The organism is Paenibacillus sp. FSL R5-0636 (assembly GCF_037974255.1).
GTDB lineage: Bacteria > Bacillota > Bacilli > Paenibacillales > Paenibacillaceae > Paenibacillus_AQ > Paenibacillus_AQ odorifer.
Map to the genome: position 1 here is coordinate 4,505,829 of NZ_CP150232.1, position 16,841 is coordinate 4,522,669.

At 40.4% G+C, this 16,841-nt stretch carries 20 protein-coding genes and 1 pseudogene; 4 read left to right on the plus strand and 17 right to left on the minus strand.

The genetic code is table 11. The features are described 5' to 3' along the window. Positions 1–179 precede the first annotated feature (179 nt). The 4 genes from MKX34_RS20515 to MKX34_RS20530 form a co-directional block, all read right to left on the minus strand. Positions 180–779: a chorismate mutase gene (locus MKX34_RS20515; RefSeq protein WP_076100216.1), complete on the minus strand. Its 600-nt coding sequence runs from the start codon at positions 777–779 to the stop codon at positions 180–182. Next, on the minus strand, positions 776–1,216 hold the full coding sequence (gene fabZ, locus MKX34_RS20520) for a 3-hydroxyacyl-ACP dehydratase FabZ (RefSeq protein WP_076104987.1): 441 nt from the start codon (positions 1,214–1,216) through the stop codon (positions 776–778). The genes MKX34_RS20515 and fabZ overlap by 4 nt, the downstream gene beginning before the upstream one ends. Positions 1,217–1,422: 206 nt before the next feature. After that, positions 1,423–1,896: a GNAT family N-acetyltransferase gene (locus MKX34_RS20525; RefSeq protein WP_036688911.1), complete on the minus strand. Its 474-nt coding sequence runs from the start codon at positions 1,894–1,896 to the stop codon at positions 1,423–1,425. A gap of 155 nt (positions 1,897–2,051) precedes the next feature. Beyond that, positions 2,052–2,363, minus strand: a complete 312-nt coding sequence (locus MKX34_RS20530; RefSeq protein ID WP_076104988.1) for an antibiotic biosynthesis monooxygenase — start codon at positions 2,361–2,363, stop codon at positions 2,052–2,054. 166 nt (positions 2,364–2,529) lie between these two features. Between MKX34_RS20530 and MKX34_RS20535 the strand changes: the two are divergent. After that, positions 2,530–2,917: pseudogene (locus MKX34_RS20535) on the plus strand (LysR family transcriptional regulator substrate-binding protein); the annotation flags it as partial. A gap of 210 nt (positions 2,918–3,127) precedes the next feature. Here the strand turns inward: MKX34_RS20535 and MKX34_RS20540 are convergent. The 3 genes from MKX34_RS20540 to MKX34_RS20550 all read right to left on the minus strand — a co-directional run bounded on the left by MKX34_RS20540 (position 3,128) and on the right by MKX34_RS20550 (position 4,854). Further along, positions 3,128–3,541: a transporter gene (locus tag MKX34_RS20540; protein ID WP_076104990.1), complete on the minus strand. Its 414-nt coding sequence runs from the start codon at positions 3,539–3,541 to the stop codon at positions 3,128–3,130. A 262-nt stretch (positions 3,542–3,803) separates the two neighbouring features. Next, positions 3,804–4,292: an LURP-one-related family protein gene (locus MKX34_RS20545; protein ID WP_076104991.1), complete on the minus strand. Its 489-nt coding sequence runs from the start codon at positions 4,290–4,292 to the stop codon at positions 3,804–3,806. A gap of 46 nt (positions 4,293–4,338) precedes the next feature. Beyond that, positions 4,339–4,854, minus strand: coding sequence for a GNAT family N-acetyltransferase (locus MKX34_RS20550; protein WP_076297668.1), 516 nt, complete (start codon positions 4,852–4,854; stop codon positions 4,339–4,341). A gap of 111 nt (positions 4,855–4,965) precedes the next feature. On the opposite strand from MKX34_RS20550, the gene MKX34_RS20555 reads away from it, so the two are divergent. Then, positions 4,966–5,370 carry a hypothetical protein gene (locus tag MKX34_RS20555; protein ID WP_339203283.1) on the plus strand — a complete coding sequence of 135 codons (405 nt, stop codon included), beginning with the start codon at positions 4,966–4,968 and terminating at the stop codon, positions 5,368–5,370. Between the two features lie 29 nt (positions 5,371–5,399). Beyond that, complete coding sequence (locus MKX34_RS20560) at positions 5,400–5,654, plus strand: hypothetical protein (protein ID WP_143758660.1); 255 nt, start codon at positions 5,400–5,402, stop codon at positions 5,652–5,654. 373 nt (positions 5,655–6,027) lie between these two features. Here the strand turns inward: MKX34_RS20560 and MKX34_RS20565 are convergent, their stop codons facing one another. From MKX34_RS20565 to MKX34_RS20575, 3 genes are all read right to left on the minus strand, one after another. Further along, positions 6,028–6,489, minus strand: coding sequence for a hypothetical protein (locus tag MKX34_RS20565; protein ID WP_076105271.1), 462 nt, complete (start codon positions 6,487–6,489; stop codon positions 6,028–6,030). 68 nt (positions 6,490–6,557) lie between these two features. Continuing rightward, positions 6,558–7,850 (minus strand): DUF4179 domain-containing protein, encoded by a 1,293-nt coding sequence (locus tag MKX34_RS20570; protein ID WP_076297670.1) that lies wholly within the window; start codon positions 7,848–7,850, stop codon positions 6,558–6,560. Beyond that, positions 7,840–8,388 (minus strand): sigma-70 family RNA polymerase sigma factor, encoded by a 549-nt coding sequence (locus MKX34_RS20575; protein ID WP_076105269.1) that lies wholly within the window; start codon positions 8,386–8,388, stop codon positions 7,840–7,842. Before MKX34_RS20575 ends, MKX34_RS20570 begins: the two co-directional genes overlap by 11 nt. A 206-nt stretch (positions 8,389–8,594) precedes the next feature. Between MKX34_RS20575 and MKX34_RS20580 the strand changes: the two genes are divergently transcribed. After that, a complete protein-coding gene (locus MKX34_RS20580) occupies positions 8,595–10,460 on the plus strand; it encodes an LTA synthase family protein (protein WP_038572228.1) in 1,866 nt (621 codons plus the stop codon). Between the two features lie 69 nt (positions 10,461–10,529). On the opposite strand, the gene rbsB is transcribed toward MKX34_RS20580, so the two are convergent. From rbsB to MKX34_RS20615, 7 genes are all read right to left on the minus strand, one after another. Continuing rightward, positions 10,530–11,453 (minus strand): ribose ABC transporter substrate-binding protein RbsB, encoded by a 924-nt coding sequence (gene rbsB / locus MKX34_RS20585; protein ID WP_036688935.1) that lies wholly within the window; start codon positions 11,451–11,453, stop codon positions 10,530–10,532. A 13-nt stretch (positions 11,454–11,466) separates the two neighbouring features. Next, positions 11,467–12,435: a ribose ABC transporter permease gene (rbsC, locus tag MKX34_RS20590; RefSeq protein ID WP_036688938.1), complete on the minus strand. Its 969-nt coding sequence runs from the start codon at positions 12,433–12,435 to the stop codon at positions 11,467–11,469. A 2-nt stretch (positions 12,436–12,437) separates the two neighbouring features. Then, positions 12,438–13,919 carry a sugar ABC transporter ATP-binding protein gene (locus tag MKX34_RS20595; protein ID WP_036688940.1) on the minus strand — a complete coding sequence of 494 codons (1,482 nt, stop codon included), beginning with the start codon at positions 13,917–13,919 and terminating at the stop codon, positions 12,438–12,440. Between the two features lie 21 nt (positions 13,920–13,940). Continuing rightward, complete coding sequence (rbsD, locus tag MKX34_RS20600; RefSeq protein ID WP_038572233.1) at positions 13,941–14,336, minus strand: D-ribose pyranase; 396 nt, start codon at positions 14,334–14,336, stop codon at positions 13,941–13,943. A gap of 2 nt (positions 14,337–14,338) precedes the next feature. Further along, positions 14,339–15,217, minus strand: coding sequence for a ribokinase (gene rbsK / locus MKX34_RS20605; RefSeq protein WP_036689135.1), 879 nt, complete (start codon positions 15,215–15,217; stop codon positions 14,339–14,341). A 27-nt stretch (positions 15,218–15,244) separates the two neighbouring features. Beyond that, entirely contained in the window at positions 15,245–16,225 is a 981-nt protein-coding gene (locus MKX34_RS20610) for a LacI family DNA-binding transcriptional regulator (protein WP_036688945.1), read from the minus strand. A 147-nt stretch (positions 16,226–16,372) separates the two neighbouring features. After that, entirely contained in the window at positions 16,373–16,840 is a 468-nt protein-coding gene (locus tag MKX34_RS20615; RefSeq protein WP_076105268.1) for a DinB family protein, read from the minus strand. Between the last annotated feature and the right edge of the window lies 1 nt (position 16,841).

Sequence of the window (16,841 nt, forward strand, 5' to 3'; positions counted from 1 at the left end):
TCATTGAATTTGTTTTACACAGAAAACAGCCATCCCCTCAGGATGGCCGGTTTTTAATTCACTAAAATCCGTTAACTGTGATATGGAGCGGAGCCTAATTTAACTTCGCTCGGATCTCCACTTTTGATCATAGCAATGGAGACAGCTATAAGCAATTTTTTCCGGTGAATAAATAAGTACTACAGCCTAAAAACAATTTGATCTCCTGTCTCATTGTTCTTGAAGGGTTTACCATATTTCCTGAACTCTAATGTAACGCCTGAAGGATCGTCAGAAAGCGGTGGAGAAATCACGTAATTATAAGAAGCTTGTCCGGTTGAACTTCCGCCATTCGTCATTCGACTATCATATTCTTCTCCTATAAACAGCTCGAAAAAGCTATGGCTATGAGAATTTGCTGGAAGCTCAGTTGTCATGTCCCAATCTATATTAAGGGTGACCACACTAGCATTACTGTATTGACGTATAGAGGTCAGTGTATAAAATAATTCATCTTTCTCAATTGATTTAAGAACTGCAATATGTTTTCTAAAATCAATTGGCTCAACCATCGGTTTAAAATGATCTTCACTTAGCAATGTCCCAAATACCGCTTTCAAAAAATCCTCATAGAGCTCATAATTTTCTGCCCATTTAGAGATAGATTCAAACGGTGGGAATCCTGGATTATTATTCGAGATTTCCTTTCGTTGCTTGATCAATGCACATATTTGCTCGTCGATATCCTTAATTTGCAGATCGTAATGTTCAGTTGGTCGTACAAACGGCATCCTTTTCATTTTGAACCTCCTTTTTGCACAAATGCAAAAGAAATCTCAGCTTCACATACCAGCTCACTATTTACTGTTGCGATGCCTTTGCCTTTTACAATCTCACCTTTCATCCGATTGACTTCGAATTCGAGAAGAAGCTGATCCCCAGGCGTTACTTGGCGCTTAAAACGGGCATTATCAATGCCAACTAATAACCCTATCTTGCCCATCAGCTTTTCGTTTTTGCACATTGTGATTCCTCCTACCTGGGCTAATGCCTCCACAATTAAAACACCTGGCATAACAGGATGCTCAGGAAAATGGCCGCTAAAAAACGGTTCATTAATGGATACATTTTTTATACCTACTGCTCTCTTGTTCTCCTCCAACTCAATAATTCTGTCCACTAAAATAAACGGATAGCGATGAGGAATAAGTTCTACAATCTGCTGTATATTTAGCATAATTCCCGTCTTAGCCTCCTAAAATACTTTTTGGGTAATTTTAACACCAGAAGAGATTTTGTACTACTCAAAAATACCAAAGCAACTGGCTTATAACATCACTTCTGGAGAACCTAAAAAACAACGGCAGCCCTGAACTAGTAAATAAAGTCCACGACTGCCGCTTTTTATTGATCTACTGTATCCTGTTAGCTTAAGATTCAAACTCAATTAACAAACACCTGTGTCTTTCTCCCTGCTTCAATTCGTTCAGTGAATTTTCCGCCAGTGTATTCCTCTATTACCTTTTTCCAAAAGCGTTGTGCGGGCTCATTATTATCTATTTGATAAACTTCCCATTGCCCCTTATGTAAATTAAAAATATCTTTTGCAACTAGTCTACCTAATCCTACTCTCCGATACTTTTTTATAATAAAAAACTCTGCAATGGAAAAGTATAAATCATCATCTCTATTTTTTAATTTGACTAAAACGAATCCAGCATTTTTCTCATTCAGAGTTAACAGATATGGGAAATTCGACTCTTCTGTCCAGTAATCGTTGAGAGGATAATCATTAAATTTTCCGTTTTCTTCAAGGTGCAAATCCATATACTCGGAGAAATCATACATATAAAATTGCATTAGGTTGTTGAGGATTTCTTTTTCTTCAAGGGTTGCCCTTTTAATTTGATAGTTCATTTAATAATCATCCCATATCTATATTTTATCTAATTAGTAAAGGAATCTTCTATTTTCTCGGATAAGTTTCTTCGCATCCTTTTGAAATAAAACAATTGTTGTTGTACGCTTCAATGGATTGATTCCCAAATTACTTTGCAGTAATATGTTACCACTCAAGAATACTCTCTTTCAACTTTACAAATTTTCACTTTGTAATTTTGGTACCATTCTTTCTTACCTTTCTCCTGAGCAACTTTGTGAGATTGATGCTGTTTCCAGTTACTAATCGCCTCTAAGCTCTCCCAATAAGAAATCGTAATACCCGCTCCTGAAGAATTCCGGACACTTTCCACTCCTAAAAACCCTGGTTGCCCGGACGCAAGCTGCTCCATTTTTTCAGCCATAATGTTATATCCGTTATCCCCCTCCGTACGTTGACTTGAAAATATGACTGCATAATAAGATCCGTTTGATTCATGAACCATTCCGCTCAAACTCCCCTTTAATCGTAGATGTTTTTTTATAAAACAGATTATACTATTATAATTAAGATAAAAATAATGAATATTAATTATTAGTTTAATGAATTTTTTTCATATATTATTGAGGAGAGAAATTATTATGAATCTTTTAAAATATCAGATTTTCAGTAAGGTAGTTGAGATTGGAACTGTGAAAATAGGTACTTTCACTAGTGTATCGATCCAATGGATGCCCCAAATCATTAAACAATTTCAAAATCAGTTTCCACATATTGAAATAAAACTACTTGATGGTAACTACTCTGAAATAGAAGAATGGATTACCGATGGAACCGCTGACTTGGGATTTGTAAATCTGCCTAGTAAGTATACTCCCCGAAATGATTCTGTCACATCTCCCCGACAATGTATGTTATCGCCCATTAGAAGGAGAGCATTATCGTTCTATTGGCATTGCAGCCGCATCCATTAAAAATGCCTCTCCAGCGGCAAAAAAACTAATTGAATTCATAACAGAATGGATCACCCAACGTGCCCAACCCTCCGCATTACCGTGATTAATGATACGGCTCAACGCGCTGTCTGTAACGGCCAGCTTTAAGGTTATCCTTCGCAGAGTAGTCCTTTTTTGAATCTAGTATTAACGTCAGCGTCAGGGAAAAATGAACCTTGTCTATGTATCTTTTGCGTAATTCACTACTCCCGGAACACGAAAATTCGCATAACATAGAGAACAGCCTGCTGGCTGTTCTCTATCGCTGTCTGCCTTAGAAGCACGTGAACGAGCTAATCCGATTCAAATCAATGCCGAAGTACGACCAGAAAAAACCGTTCCATCTGAACCCTGCAATAGAATTACGTCCGACGAATACCGGAAAGAACCAGAATTGCTCGCCGTTGTTCAGCCAAATGTATGTGTTGCGGAACAGGCAGCGTCTGATCCCGCCGGGATCAATGGCAAATGTGGTAGTCGACATTTGCGGCACGAATTGCGGTGGAGGAGCCGTCGGCGCTTGAACGCCTCCTGGTGCACCCCCCGGAAATTGTCCGGGGGTTCCCGGAAACCCTGGTCCCCCGGGTCCTCCAGGTCCTCCGGGTCCTCCCGGCATGCCAGGTCCGCCAGGTCCGCCCGGGAATCCTGGAAATCCTCCGCCGGCTCCCGGTGTTGGAAAAAATCCCATATGTGATCGCTCCTTTCAATGAGTAGGCATAATCATCATATGCATTCGTGGAGAGGGCGCTTGGGCGCAATGGGCGTTTTTTCAAAAAATGAAAATCAACAATAAGATCTAACATAGGCAATATCAAAAAACTAAACTTGCTCCTACTTATAGTACGGTTCAACGCATCATAAATAAACTAAGCCAATTACACTCATCAGCACCTGCTGAATTAATTCCGTCCACGTCACCTTGTTAAGTTTTCAACTTTAATGTTAAATCGTCACTGATGAGATGCAGATGCTTGGTCAGCCTTCACACAATCAATAGCGACAACGAACGCAATCATGAGCGTCTCCATCTCATCATTCAATATTTGAACCTTATAGCTATCACCCCAAGTGAACCACTCCTTGTTCACTTTACCGATGACTACACCATGCTGTAAAACCTGAAAATCCATGTCCCACCAGTTACCATGTACCTCAATGTCAGCAGCATCAATCGTATAACGTGCTTTAAAGAAAGAAAACTCCTTCTTAATCGTTAACACCTCTCGACCATCTACTTCAACAAAAAACTTTGGTAAAAAACTGAACACCTTTTTCGTAATTAGTGCGACTTCATCTCTTGTTGTATTCATAATAGAGAAAGTCTTGGGAATTTGCATAAAACTGCCCTCTACGTAATAGACATCTTGCTCCTGCTGATTCTTTACCGTGAATTTACCACTTAGACTGAATACCTTTTGTTTTATATAAAGTTGCTTCATTCTAAGCCTCCTATCGCTCCTTAGTTAACATCATTTTAGAGAAATGTTATAGTTGTTTTGTCATAATAAAGTCTATTTGTTCCTCATCACCCATATAAAAAGAATGAGTTCCTGTATGAACAAACTTCATTTTTTCATAAAAGCTAATGGCGTTCTTATTTTTTTCCCAAACCCCCAGCCAAATCTTCTCTTTATTACATTGTATCGCTATTTCTATAGCTTTATTTATTAGATATTGCCCAAGCCCCTGTTTATGAAATTTTTTCCTAATATAAATCCTCTCGATTTCAAGCCAATCATTGCCCATTACTTCAGATTGAGCATCATCGGTGTTAACCTTTAAATACCCAGCTATTTCTTCATTAAAATAAATAAAATAGAATTCTGATGAGCTATCCGACAATTCTTTTTCTAATTGCTTTAAGTTAAATGCTCTATCCAAGTAGGCTTTCATATTTTCAGGTGAATTCTGATTACTAAATGTCTCATTAAATGTTTCAACACTAATTCCTTGAAGTGAACCTAAATCTTCGAACGTGCACTTTTTTATATTTATAGCCATTGTGTTTTCTCCTTTTAAAATATCAATTTACAAATAAACTCTTATTTTGAGCTCCATTTATATGGTGTTATGCAGATGTGACAGGAAAATAGTATACCATAATTGTTGTATTTGCAACAAAAACTAAGTGTTTTCCATTCATTCCACCTATTAGCGTATTGGCGTAATCAGTCTCTATGCGGCAGTCAGGACTCCAAAAGTGGAAGCGAACGAGGTTTTTGGGGTTCGATGATGGATGGCGGTTACTTTCGGACCCAGATGACGTTATTTGCGAATATTTCGGCTTTGGAGCAAGGGTTCGGACTCCAGTGCAGTTATTCCCCTGAAAAGGCTGCTTTCGGGGTGTTTTTCAGGCCAATAGCGACTATGCGGTCCGTTAGAATTCCAAAAATGGGATATGACGCGTCTAAGGGTCATCTGAGTCCGATAGATGCTTCCGGACGCGCAAATGTGATCGAAGAAAGTGTGACTTGGGAGTGTGATAGCGGAAGAGAACAAAATTTGAGGATTCGGTGATGAAGAATGTGAGCGAGGTTTGGGGTTGAATGATGGAGAATGTGAGCGAGGTTTGGGAAATCGGTGATAGCGGTAACAAACGAAGTATGAGAAATCGCGGATGGAGGAAGCGAACGACGTTTGGGGATTCGATGATGGATGACGGTTGCTTTTCGGACCCAGATGACGTTATTTGCGAATATTTCGGCTTTGGAGCAAGGTTTCGGACTCCAGCGCAGTTATTCCGTCGAAAAGGCATCATTTGGGGTGTTTTTCAGGCCAATAGCGACTATGCGGTCCGTTAGGATTCCAAAAGTGGGATATGACGCGTCTAAGGGTCATCTGAGTCCGTTAGCCACTTCCGGGTGCGCAAATGTGATCGAAGAAAGAGTAGTTTTTGGGGGATAGCGGAGGTGACAAAATTAGAGTGTTCGATGATGGAGAATGTGCGCGAGGTTTGGGAAATCGGTGATAGCAGCAAACGACGTTTCTGGATTTGCGGATGGAGGAAGCGAACGACGTTTCTGGATTCGCAGATAGAGGAAACGAGCGACGTTTTGGGGTTCGATGATGGAGCAAAAAAAATGAGGTGCCCCAGTAGCCATTTTCGGCTTTTGGGACACCCATCCTCTCCGCAGTGCGCATATAGCGCGGTATGGTGGACTGGTCAGAGCCCGGTTAAAGCCATCTCATAAATCTTTTTTTAGATAGTTTAATCTGATTATGTTCGGCCCATGCGGTTAGTTCTTTCATACCTTTGTATTCTTCGTCAAGAAAACTAAAACATAATCTATAGGGAGGAAATTTGTGATCTACAGGTTTAATGCCTATTACGGGTATGAAATAGCCCTTTACATAAATATTCTCAATTTGTTTCGCTTGAATTTCTTTGTTATCTACTAGTATAGAGTCTGGAAGAATCCGAACCTCAATGAACTTTCTAATCGTAATGATCCTATAGAGCAATATGATTACAACAATCAGACAGAAGGTCAACCATATATAACCAAAATAAAGTAATACTTTATACTCCATATTATTTCTGGCATTTAACAGTAGTATGCTACTTGAAAAAATCATAGAAAACAGAAGCGACATTAACGACGGACGACTCACCTTATAAGCTCCTATATTTTCCATAACCCCCTCACTTTCTCAGACTATTATAGCTTACTATATTTCATAAATTATGGATATGGCACCTCTTTTTAATCCACTGGAATCTCAATCACCTTGTTATATTCCTTCATATAATGTATTCCTTCTATCAGAATATTTTCAGGTTTCGTTTGTGTATCAAATAATAAGGTGCGTTCCTTCATGAGTTTACCGTTGTTTTTTTCTGACTCTTTTTGATTAATTGTTGTTTTTAAAGCCGTGTTTTCGCCAGCATTTTCTATAGACACACCATCCAGCATTACATCCTCATCTGTAGCAATAGTTACTTCAATCCCTTGAGCGGTATTGGACACATCCTTAATCCATAATTCTTTATCCCCCAGTAGAATCGGCTCATTACTATCAGCATTTAGAGGATACTTCTCTTCCAGCTTCTGATATCCAACAAACTCTTTAACAACCAGCTGCAATGAATGTAGTTCTTTTGGCAAGGTGTCATAACGAATATCAAATGATCTCCCACCCAGCGAGGTTTTATTGCTACTACCTAATATTTCTACAGGCTTTCCATTGGCAATTAATTGAATGCCTTCTAACCCTAATCTTATTCGATCGAAATTCTCGACATTCATACTCCCTTTAATCACAGTCATGGTTGGTGTGGCCGTGATCGATTTGAAGGTAATTGATCCTTTGTCGGCTTTGACCTTTTTATTAATCGACTGTTTGATCTGAGTCACCATCGCTTGATTTGGATTATAAGAAAACGTTATGCTCCCTTCACTCATCTGCCCTTTCTGTAGAGGTCCCCAGTAATGAAGTGTTAGTTTTTTCGAAAATGGGCTTACGCTATCAAATGTCATCGTGCCTTTTATTTCTGTATGTTCGTCATTGATTAAAGATACGCCACTTCTTATGTTGGAATTCGTGAGAAACCCTTCTATTTTAGAAGGACTAAAATGATCTCCCGTCTCCTCTAGTCCCTTAGGATTGTTTAACGTGTAATACACAATAAATTGATTGGCATCTGCCATAATTCCGTTAATCTTAAGTTCTGTTCCATCTGCTAACGTCGTCTTTTTGTCTATGCTTTGTCCCATTCCTTGTTCATTGAGTTGTTGTAAAGTTCCCTCTAGCACCTCATCAAAACCAAATAACTTTTTTCCATAATAAGCGAAGGCATTATAGCTGTTTCCAGTAACCACTATCACTAATAAGATGACGGCTGCAATCTTCCAGAGGGGGGAGCTTTTTCTTTTTATTCTTTTTGGGGGTGCCGAGTCTAAAGCATTTCTTAATCTCATTTCTAAACCCTCAGGTGCAGTTATGGACTCTAAATTCCTCTTCTCATCCACCAATCGTTGTTCGACGTTATCGTTCATCAACATCACCTCTGTAATGATTTTTTAGCGTTTGTAATCCATTGTAGATTCTTGATTTAACAGTTCCGATCGAGACCTGTGTAATGTCAGCTATCGTTTGATAATCGAGATCATGAAAATACTTTAATTGAATTGCTTCTCTTTGCTGCTCGTTCACATGTAACAATAACGCCTGCATATCCATTTGCTGTTCACTTTTATGATAAGGATCGCCTGGTGCAACATGGACGCTTTCCATCTTATCATTGGAGCTCCAATCCTCTAATAACACCAGTTTGCTTCGCTTATGAAGCTGCCTTTTGCAGCCATTTACCAAAATCGTTTTACTCCAGCTGTAAAAAGACTCCTCTTTCTTAAGTTGATCAATCTTCTCGTATAACGTAACTATCATTTCCTCCATGGCATCCATTGCATCTTGCGCATTTCCCATATAGCTGTACGCAAGCCTATAAAAAACATCTTTTTCAGACATAATTAAGTGCAGCAAAACTTCTTTATTTCCTTTTTTGGCTTTTTTCACCAATCGTATAACATCCATGCCTTCACCTCTCTCCCCTATATGAGTCAGGAGCACTGTAAAAAGTTCATCTTCATAAAAAATTTTTATATATTGCGAACTATTCAATCCACCTAAACTGTAATATTAAGGAAAATTTCACTCAGACATACCCAAATCTAGTTGATTTTAAACGCTTCAATGTAATAGAATGAACTAATCTAAAAAGAAAAGGATGGGCATAAGCAATGCCGTTTAAAGAACCTCGTACCCTCAGTAAAAGATCCCTGCTATTCTTCTCTCTCATTATGCTTGTAAAAAGCTATTTTGCCTGGTATTTTCTATTTGAAGATGGCCCTACTTGGACCACTTGGCTTAAAGAAATCCCTTTTGTACTTCTAGTCTTTTGCTTGATTGAATGGTTCGCTACGAAACGAAAAATTGCAATTTACATGCTTGTCAATGTGTTGATTACTACTCTATTTTTCTCATTAATTGTATATCATAATCATTTTGGCATCATTGCTACTTCGCAAGTATTAGATCAGGTCAAACAAGTGGGAGCCGTAAAGAAAAGTATATTTTCGGTCCTTCGTCCTCAATATATGCTTATCTTTGTGGATATCATTGTCATCAGCTTGGTGATGTTTAGAAAACAGAAAGCACTGGATTGGAAAAAAGCCATGTCGCGCAAAAGTAACCGTAAAGCGGTGGCAGTCCTGTTCTGTATTTCCATCATCATTTGTGCAATGAATATTTTTCCAAACCGTGCCAGTATGAACGAAACGATTAAAGCGGAGCAAATGGGCATTCTTAATTATGAAGCCTACTCTCTGCTAGCTGATCAAGAGGAAGAACAAATTGACGTCTCTGAGATTACGCAATCCACTATTGATAAAACCAAAGGAATTCAAGCGATCTCTAACCCGGTTTTATTTGGAGCCGCCAAAGGAAAAAATCTAATCATTCTGCAAATGGAGTCTTTCCAGAACTTCTTAATCAATCTAAAGATTGATGGACAAGAAATCACACCAAATATGAACAAGCTTGCGGCCAGCAGCTTCTACTTCCCGCGTTTCTACCAGCAGGTTGGACAAGGCAACACTTCTGACGCAGAGTTTATTGTAAACACTTCTTTTTATGTACCACCTGATGGTCCAGCTACCCAAATGTACGCTCCTAAAGAGCTTCCAAGCTTACCCAAGCTGCTGCAAGCACAAGGTTACGATACGGCAACATTCCATACGAACGAAGTCGACTTTTGGAACCGTGGTGAGCTTTATAGTGCTTTGGGATTCAATCGTTATTATGATAAAACTTACTTCGGGGAAGAAGACACAGTATTTTATGGCGCTTCTGATGAAGTTTTGTATGAAAAAACCGCTGCAGAGCTGGCAAGAATGGATCAGGATAACCAGCCCTTCTACTCCCATGTAATTTCGATGTCATCTCATAACCCGTTCTCCATCCCAGAGGATAAATACAAAATGACACTTCCAGTGCGATTCGAAGGAACGCTTGTTGGCGATTATATTCGGGCTCAGAATTATGCTGATTATGCGCTAGGACTTTTTATCGATGAGCTCAAACAAAACGGAGTATGGGATAACAGCTTGATCGTATTGTACGGGGATCATCGTGGACTGCCTATCTTCTCTCTAAAAGAGGATGATCATCTCCTACTGGAAGAGATTCTCGGCCATGAATATTCGGAACGTGAATTGATTAATATTCCGTTGATCATGTCAGCGACAGGGATTACAACACCTAGTGTAAAAGAACAGCTGGGCGGGCAAGTAGATATTTTACCTACCGTATCTAATTTATTGGGTGTCTCTCTTACAGATCATATTCATTTCGGACAAGATCTCTTGAATCAATCAACATATAACTTACTTCCACAACGGTATTATTTGCCTACAGGATCTTTCGTAAATAACGAAGAGCTCTTCTTATCCGGCAGTGGCTTCGAGGATGGCCAGCATTATACTTTATCTGGTAACGGCGATCAACCTCTGCAATCCACAGAAGACGAATTCGAGCGTGCCTTACAGCTGCTCCATTTGTCAGACAGCTATGTTACACAGCTACCGGATAGAGTTATTGAAGAATAAGCTGCAATGTACAGCAAAAAAGACTGTGCTCGCCAAATCGGCGAGCGCAGTCTTTTTCTATAATGGTTATTATTTTGACTCTTTAACAACTAGTTTAAGCGGTGCCGCAATCAGCTTTTCTACGGTTTTGCCTTCTAATACATCCTTAGCGGCTTGAATGGCTAGCTGGCCAATTAATTCAGGCTGCTGAGCAACGGTTCCTGTTAATTTACCAGCTTCGATGGATTTAAGTGCATCTTCATTTCCATCAAAACCAATCACAGGGATATTCTTGCCTGAACTTTGAATGGCTTCAATGGCACCTAGCGCCATTTCATCATTATGAGCGAAAACTGCTTGTACGCCAGGATTTCCTTGTAGAAGGTTCTCCATAACGGTCAGGCCTTTCGTACGGTCGAAATCAGCCGTTTGCTTAGCAATGACATCTAGCTGGCTGTCCGCAATTTCATGGAATCCCTTACCGCGTTCCCGAGTCGCTGACGCTCCTGGGGATCCTTCTAGCTCGATGACCTTTGCACCTTTCCCAAGCTGCTCTACAATATATTCTGCCGCCATAGAGCCACCCTTTACATTGTCAGAGGCAACTAGAGCTTTGATATCCCCTTGATCTGCGGAACGGTCCAACGTAACGACGGGAATATTTAAACTGTTAGCTGTTTGCACTACCGTCGAGATCGCTGATGAATCTACAGGATTGATCAATAACGCATTCACACCTTTTTGCATCAAATCTTCGACGTCATTACTTTGTTTAGCAGAATCATTTTGGGCATCAATGACAAGGACTTCCAAGCCTTGCTTCTTAGCCTCGGCCAAAACACCATCTTTAACGGATACAAAGAAGGGGTTATTTAAAGTAGATATGGATAATCCAATCTTCATATTCTCCATGCTTCCACCACTGCTAGGCTTAGCCCACTCTGGAGGCTCCAAGGAACATCCTGTCATGAGAATTAATAGTAAGGAAGTAAGAATCAAAGTTAACTTTTTCATGTTGGAATCCCCCTTATACGGCTTTCTTACGGTCTATGAGTACGGCAATGGCAATAACGATCCCTTTGACCACCATTTGGTAAAAAGAGGATACGCCGAGCAAGTTCAAACCATTGTTCAAAATCCCGATAATCAGTGCACCAATCAATGTGCCTACGATACGTCCACGACCACCAGTTAAGCTCGTACCGCCTAATACTACAGCTGCGATAGCATCCAGCTCATAGGATGTGCCTGCTGTGGGTTGTGCTGAGTTCAATCTGGAAGTCAGGATAGCTCCTGCCAATGCGGACAACATACCGGTCAATGAATAGATCATAATTTTAATGCGGTCTACTTTAATCCCTGAAATAATTGATGCTTTTTCATTACCACCAATGGCATAGGTTTTACGACCAAATGGAGTTTTGTGCAATACAACCCATAAGACTGCGAAGACGATGAGCATTGTTATAGCAGGTACAGGTATTCCCAGTAAATATCCACGACCAAACAATTGGAAGGTCATGCTGTCTCCAAGACCTGTGATTGGATTACCGTCTGTGTATACAAGAGTTAATCCCCGGAAAATCGTCATGGTCGCCAACGTAGCGATAAATGGTGCCATTTTACCTTTGGTAATCATGAGTCCATTGACCATCCCCATCACACCACCCGCTAAACAACCTACAATAATAGCTAAGACAGGATCCCAACCTGACAACATCAGGTTAGCTGTGAAGGCACTGGATAGGGCTAGAATAGAACCCACCGATAAATCGATACCACCCGTTAGAATAACAAAGGTCATCCCAAAAGCGATAAGCGCATTTATGGCAACTTGTCTAAGCAAGTTCAGGATATTAAGGGGCTCCATAAAGCTTGGGTTCAACACCGTAACGATAACAATTAGAATAATCAGCCCTAGTAATGGACCTAGCTTCTGTGTAATTTGCCCGATTTGAAAACCTTTATTTTCTCTCTCACCTTTGATAGTTGTCATTACTATTGCCCCCCTGTAGCTAACGTCATGATTTTTTCTTGCGTAGCTTCTAGTTGTGATAGCTCTCCACTAATTTCCCCTTCATGAACCACTACGATCCGGTCGCTCATTCCTAAAACTTCAGGAAGCTCTGACGATACCATGATAATGGCGACTCCACGTTCCGTTAATTCGTTCATGAGCTGGTAGATCTCCCGTTTAGCTCCTACGTCCACTCCACGGGTAGGTTCATCGAGGATAAGCACACTTAAGCCAATCCCAATCCATTTGGCGATGACCACTTTTTGTTGATTCCCCCCGGATAAATTCCGGACTAAAGTGGAGGAAGACTGTGTCTTGATGTGCAGCCGTTTGATAAGTATGTCTACAAATTCTTGTTCTTTTTTATCAATGATTACACCCTTAGGAGCGAAGCTATATAAATTTGTAAGGACCATATTGTCTCGAATAGAGAAATCAAGCACTAACCCTTCATCTTTCCGATCCTCCGTAACGAATCCTATCCCCGCCTTCATCGCATCATTGGGATTTCGAATCGTGACCTTTTCTCCCCGTACCATAATCTCACCACGGTCTAACGATTCCAATCCGAATAAGGTTCTCATCATTTCTGTTCGTCCAGATCCCATTAATCCTGAGAAGCCTAAGATCTCACCAGAACGAACGGAGAAATTAACATCTTTAAATTGCCCTTTTTTCGTGGCATTTTTGACTTCAAGAACAACCTCTCCGGGTTTGGAGGTACGCTCAGGAAACCGGTCAGTTAATTCACGCCCTACCATCTTCCGAACTACATCATCGAAGTTAGTCTCTGGAATGGGCTTCGTGTCTACTGTTTTCCCATCTCGCATGACCGTTATTCGGTCACATATCGTAAAGATCTCTTCCATCCGGTGCGAAATATACACGATGGAGACGCCTTCCTTTTTAAGGGAAGTTATGACTTCGAACAATTTTTGGATTTCCCGTTCGGTTAATGCCGCTGTCGGTTCGTCCATGACGATAACTTTTGCATGAGTCATAAGCGCTTTTGCAATCTCAATCATCTGTTTCTCACCTACCGAACATTCCCCCGCCTCTTGATTTAAGGGAATCGTTACGGAGAGCTTACGAAATTGTTCATTTGCTAACGCTTTCATCTCTTTCATATTTAAGATCCCTAGTTTGGAGGTTCGTTCCTTACCAATAAACAGATTATCTAGAACCGTCATATCCGGCCACACGTTCAGCTCCTGATGGATAAAAGCGATCCCATAACGTTCAGCCTCTTTGGGATTATTAAAGTATGTTTCCTGACCATCTATAGTAATGGTCCCTTGATCACGCTGATGCAGTCCAATCAGAATGTTCATCAGAGTAGACTTGCCTGCGCCATTTTCTCCCATTAGGGCATGAACTTCGCCATCCTTCAGTTCAAAATCCACACCCGTCAACACACGGTTAGCCCCAAAAGATTTATAAATATCTTTCATCGTAATGTGCATACGCTTTGAACCCCCTTTTTATCAAAAATAGACCCCGGCTTGTAAAATACAATTTGCATAAGGCTTAGCTTCCCCCGTACGAATGATGACCTTCGCATGCTGGGTTAACCATTTAAATTGTTCATGTGAAATCGCCTCTATAGGTATTTCCTTAAATTTGTCATTCAAGTATTCAGAGGTATCTTTATTTTTTTCAGCTAATTCCTCTGCTACGATAACTTTCTCAATGACCATATCCTCTGAAATGATTTCGACAAGCTCTTGAAAGCTGGGAACTCCCAATTTAAGTGCTAAATCAATCTTTGGAACACCAGGTGGAACGGGTAATCCAATATCAGCAATGACAATCGTATCGGTGTGGCCTAAATCAGTAAGCACTTTGGAAATATGACTGTTTAAGATTCCTTGTTTTTTCATAATTAAAGACTCACCTCCACCTCTACTCTTGTTGGCATGCCACCTTGGGCACCAAATTTTGTGACGGATAAAGAAGCCGCGCGATTGGCAAACTTTACACTAGTTCGAATAGACTTGCCTTCAGCTAGAGCAACAGCAAATGCCGCATTAAAAGTATCTCCTGCTCCAGTGGTATCTATAGCATTTACTTTATAGGTGGGAACTAAAACTTCCTGTTTACCATCGTAATAACGCACACCATTGCTGCCCTCGGTTATAAATAACTTATTGGGATATTTGCGTAAAGCTTCAGCAGTACTCATCTCAGGAAATAATATTGCACATTCATGTTCATTGGGTGTTAAATAGGTGGCATTGTTTATAATCGTTTCACTGATAGGACGAGCAGGTGCTGGGTTTAGCAACATAGGCACATTGAATTTGTGGCAAATCTCACTTACAAAAGACACCGTTTCTTCCGGAATTTCTTGTTGGATTAATACCATGTCAGAGCCTTTAATATTCTCAAGTGCCCGTTCAACCAATGCAGGAGTAACTAAATCATTGGCTCCTTTTACAACGATAATGCTGTTATCGCCTTCCGCTAAAATGATGTGAGCTGTTCCGCTTTCGGCATGTGTAACCGGTTCCACATTGGCGGTAAAAACGCGATTCTTTTTCAGATTATCCATGATAGCGGTACCATAGAAATCATCACCTACACAACCAACCATCGTAACTTCTGCTCCAAGACGGGCTGCAGCGACTGCTTGGTTCGCGCCCTTACCGCCCGGAACGGTGGAGAATTGTTCTCCAAGCACAGTCTCACCCGCGTGAGGTCGCTTATTCGAAGTCACTACTAAATCCATTGAACAGCTGCCAATTACACAAATCTTAGCCATTTTCATCAACCTTTCTCATGTTGTCATCTATTCTTTACTTCTTGTAGTTTCCCGCTCCACAAAGCTAACGGGTAGTTGAATAATCTTCTCTTCCACCTTATCTTGCTCAATTAGCTTAATAAGTAAACCCGCGGCTTCTCTACCCATATCATGTGCCGGCTGGCGAATGGTGGATAAAGCAGGTGACAACAAGCTGCTAAGCGGGATATCATCAAATCCGATGATTTGCAGATCCTGCGGCACTCTTTTACCTAAACGATGTGCTTCATGAATGACTGCCGTCGCCACAATATCATTACTGGCAATTACGCCATCTGTATCTATATATTTAGCAAATAACTCCACAGCCCATTGTTCTGCTACTGTATGGGAGAAGGATGAAGTTTGGATCACATTATAGCTGATTCCCATTTCATTAAGTACTTCAATCGCCCCAAGAAATCGATCTTGTGCAGGTTTGATATGCGCCGGTCCTTGTATTACTGTGATTTTTTTGCTTCCCCGTGCGATAATCTCTTGTGCTGCAAGACGTCCGCCCTTTTTGCCATCTGCGTATACGGAAGGGCTATCGTTAGAAGTACGGTCCAGAAATACGACCGGAATTTTCAAGTTAGAATAAACGTCGCTCTCAGGGAAGTTGGTTGACGATATCATGCCAATGACATTATTTTGGATAAAGGTTTGAATATAATCCATCTCTTTGTCCTCGTTCTCATCACTATTGCCAAAGATGATCCGATAACCTTGCTCCTGCATCCGATCCTCTATCCCCCGCGCTAACTGCGGGAAGAAGGGGTTGGTAATATCAGGCAAGAGCAGCCCGATTAATTTAGATTTCCGCTTGTACAATGATCTTGCAACCTCATTAGGGGTATAATTCATTTCTTTGATCGCTGCCTCAACCTTTTTGCGAGTATCGATATTCACATATCCAGATTCATTTATAACCCGTGAGACTGTTGCTACCGAAACTCCAGCTATTTTTGCGACATCTTTGATCGTCATCATTCTTTAATTCATCCCCCAATGTGTAACCGGTTACATGTATTACATAAATTAGATTATCACATAACCTTTTCATTTACAAATCTTTTTTTTGATCATAAAGCTAACAAAAGATACCAATTATATATCGATATCTTTTGTTATTTGAATTTATTTATCTGCAAAGCGATTTAATAATTTTATTGTATTGAAGTGCATACCTTCATGGTAAAGTGTGAAATTTATGAATTCACCGATTGAATTTAAGGTTAATCCACTTCCTGTTGTAAGAGGGGTTACTTGCTCACTTAAGCGATTGTGAAAAGCTTCCTGGATCCGTTTGGGTTGCTCCGTAAGCATCTCAAGTAAAACTTCAAGCGTTGGCGGTTCCTCATTCCACTCGGCTGGTTTAGTCCCTTTCGCAAATAAGCGTTCAAAGCTTGCCGGCAATTGCATAAGCTCCCTAGCAGAATGAAAGGCAAACTTCTCTTGCACCAAATAAATATGTCCCAAGTTCCAGCGGATATTGTTATTAAAACCTTCTGGAATACTATCTAAAATTCCCTCAGAAAGTCCCTCGACAGCACGAACAGTAACACTACGCACAAACTTAAGTTGTTTGAATATGATTTGATCCATT

Coding starts and splice junctions, on each gene's coding strand:
- MKX34_RS20575 (WP_076105269.1), bottom strand. CDS start 8,388: ATGGATGTTATACGATTGGTGAAAAAAGCCAAAAAAGGAAATAAAGAA.
- MKX34_RS20515 (WP_076100216.1), bottom strand. CDS start 779: ATGAAAAGGATGCCGTTTGTACGACCAACTGAACATTACGATCTGCAA.
- MKX34_RS20550 (WP_076297668.1), bottom strand. CDS start 4,854: ATGGCTATAAATATAAAAAAGTGCACGTTCGAAGATTTAGGTTCACTT.
- MKX34_RS20610 (WP_036688945.1), bottom strand. CDS start 16,225: ATGATGACGATCAAAGATGTCGCAAAAATAGCTGGAGTTTCGGTAGCA.
- rbsB (WP_036688935.1), bottom strand. CDS start 11,453: ATGAAAAAGTTAACTTTGATTCTTACTTCCTTACTATTAATTCTCATG.
- rbsC (WP_036688938.1), bottom strand. CDS start 12,435: ATGACAACTATCAAAGGTGAGAGAGAAAATAAAGGTTTTCAAATCGGG.
- MKX34_RS20595 (WP_036688940.1), bottom strand. CDS start 13,919: ATGCACATTACGATGAAAGATATTTATAAATCTTTTGGGGCTAACCGT.
- MKX34_RS20525 (WP_036688911.1), bottom strand. CDS start 1,896: ATGAACTATCAAATTAAAAGGGCAACCCTTGAAGAAAAAGAAATCCTC.
- MKX34_RS20580 (WP_038572228.1), top strand. CDS start 8,595: ATGCCGTTTAAAGAACCTCGTACCCTCAGTAAAAGATCCCTGCTATTC.
- rbsK (WP_036689135.1), bottom strand. CDS start 15,217: ATGGCTAAGATTTGTGTAATTGGCAGCTGTTCAATGGATTTAGTAGTG.
- MKX34_RS20570 (WP_076297670.1), bottom strand. CDS start 7,850: ATGAACGATAACGTCGAACAACGATTGGTGGATGAGAAGAGGAATTTA.
- MKX34_RS20530 (WP_076104988.1), bottom strand. CDS start 2,363: ATGGTTCATGAATCAAACGGATCTTATTATGCAGTCATATTTTCAAGT.
- fabZ (WP_076104987.1), bottom strand. CDS start 1,216: ATGCTAAATATACAGCAGATTGTAGAACTTATTCCTCATCGCTATCCG.
- MKX34_RS20560 (WP_143758660.1), top strand. CDS start 5,400: ATGATGGAGAATGTGAGCGAGGTTTGGGAAATCGGTGATAGCGGTAAC.
- MKX34_RS20545 (WP_076104991.1), bottom strand. CDS start 4,292: ATGAAGCAACTTTATATAAAACAAAAGGTATTCAGTCTAAGTGGTAAA.
- MKX34_RS20540 (WP_076104990.1), bottom strand. CDS start 3,541: ATGGGATTTTTTCCAACACCGGGAGCCGGCGGAGGATTTCCAGGATTC.
- rbsD (WP_038572233.1), bottom strand. CDS start 14,336: ATGAAAAAACAAGGAATCTTAAACAGTCATATTTCCAAAGTGCTTACT.
- MKX34_RS20565 (WP_076105271.1), bottom strand. CDS start 6,489: ATGGAAAATATAGGAGCTTATAAGGTGAGTCGTCCGTCGTTAATGTCG.
- MKX34_RS20615 (WP_076105268.1), bottom strand. CDS start 16,840: ATGGATCAAATCATATTCAAACAACTTAAGTTTGTGCGTAGTGTTACT.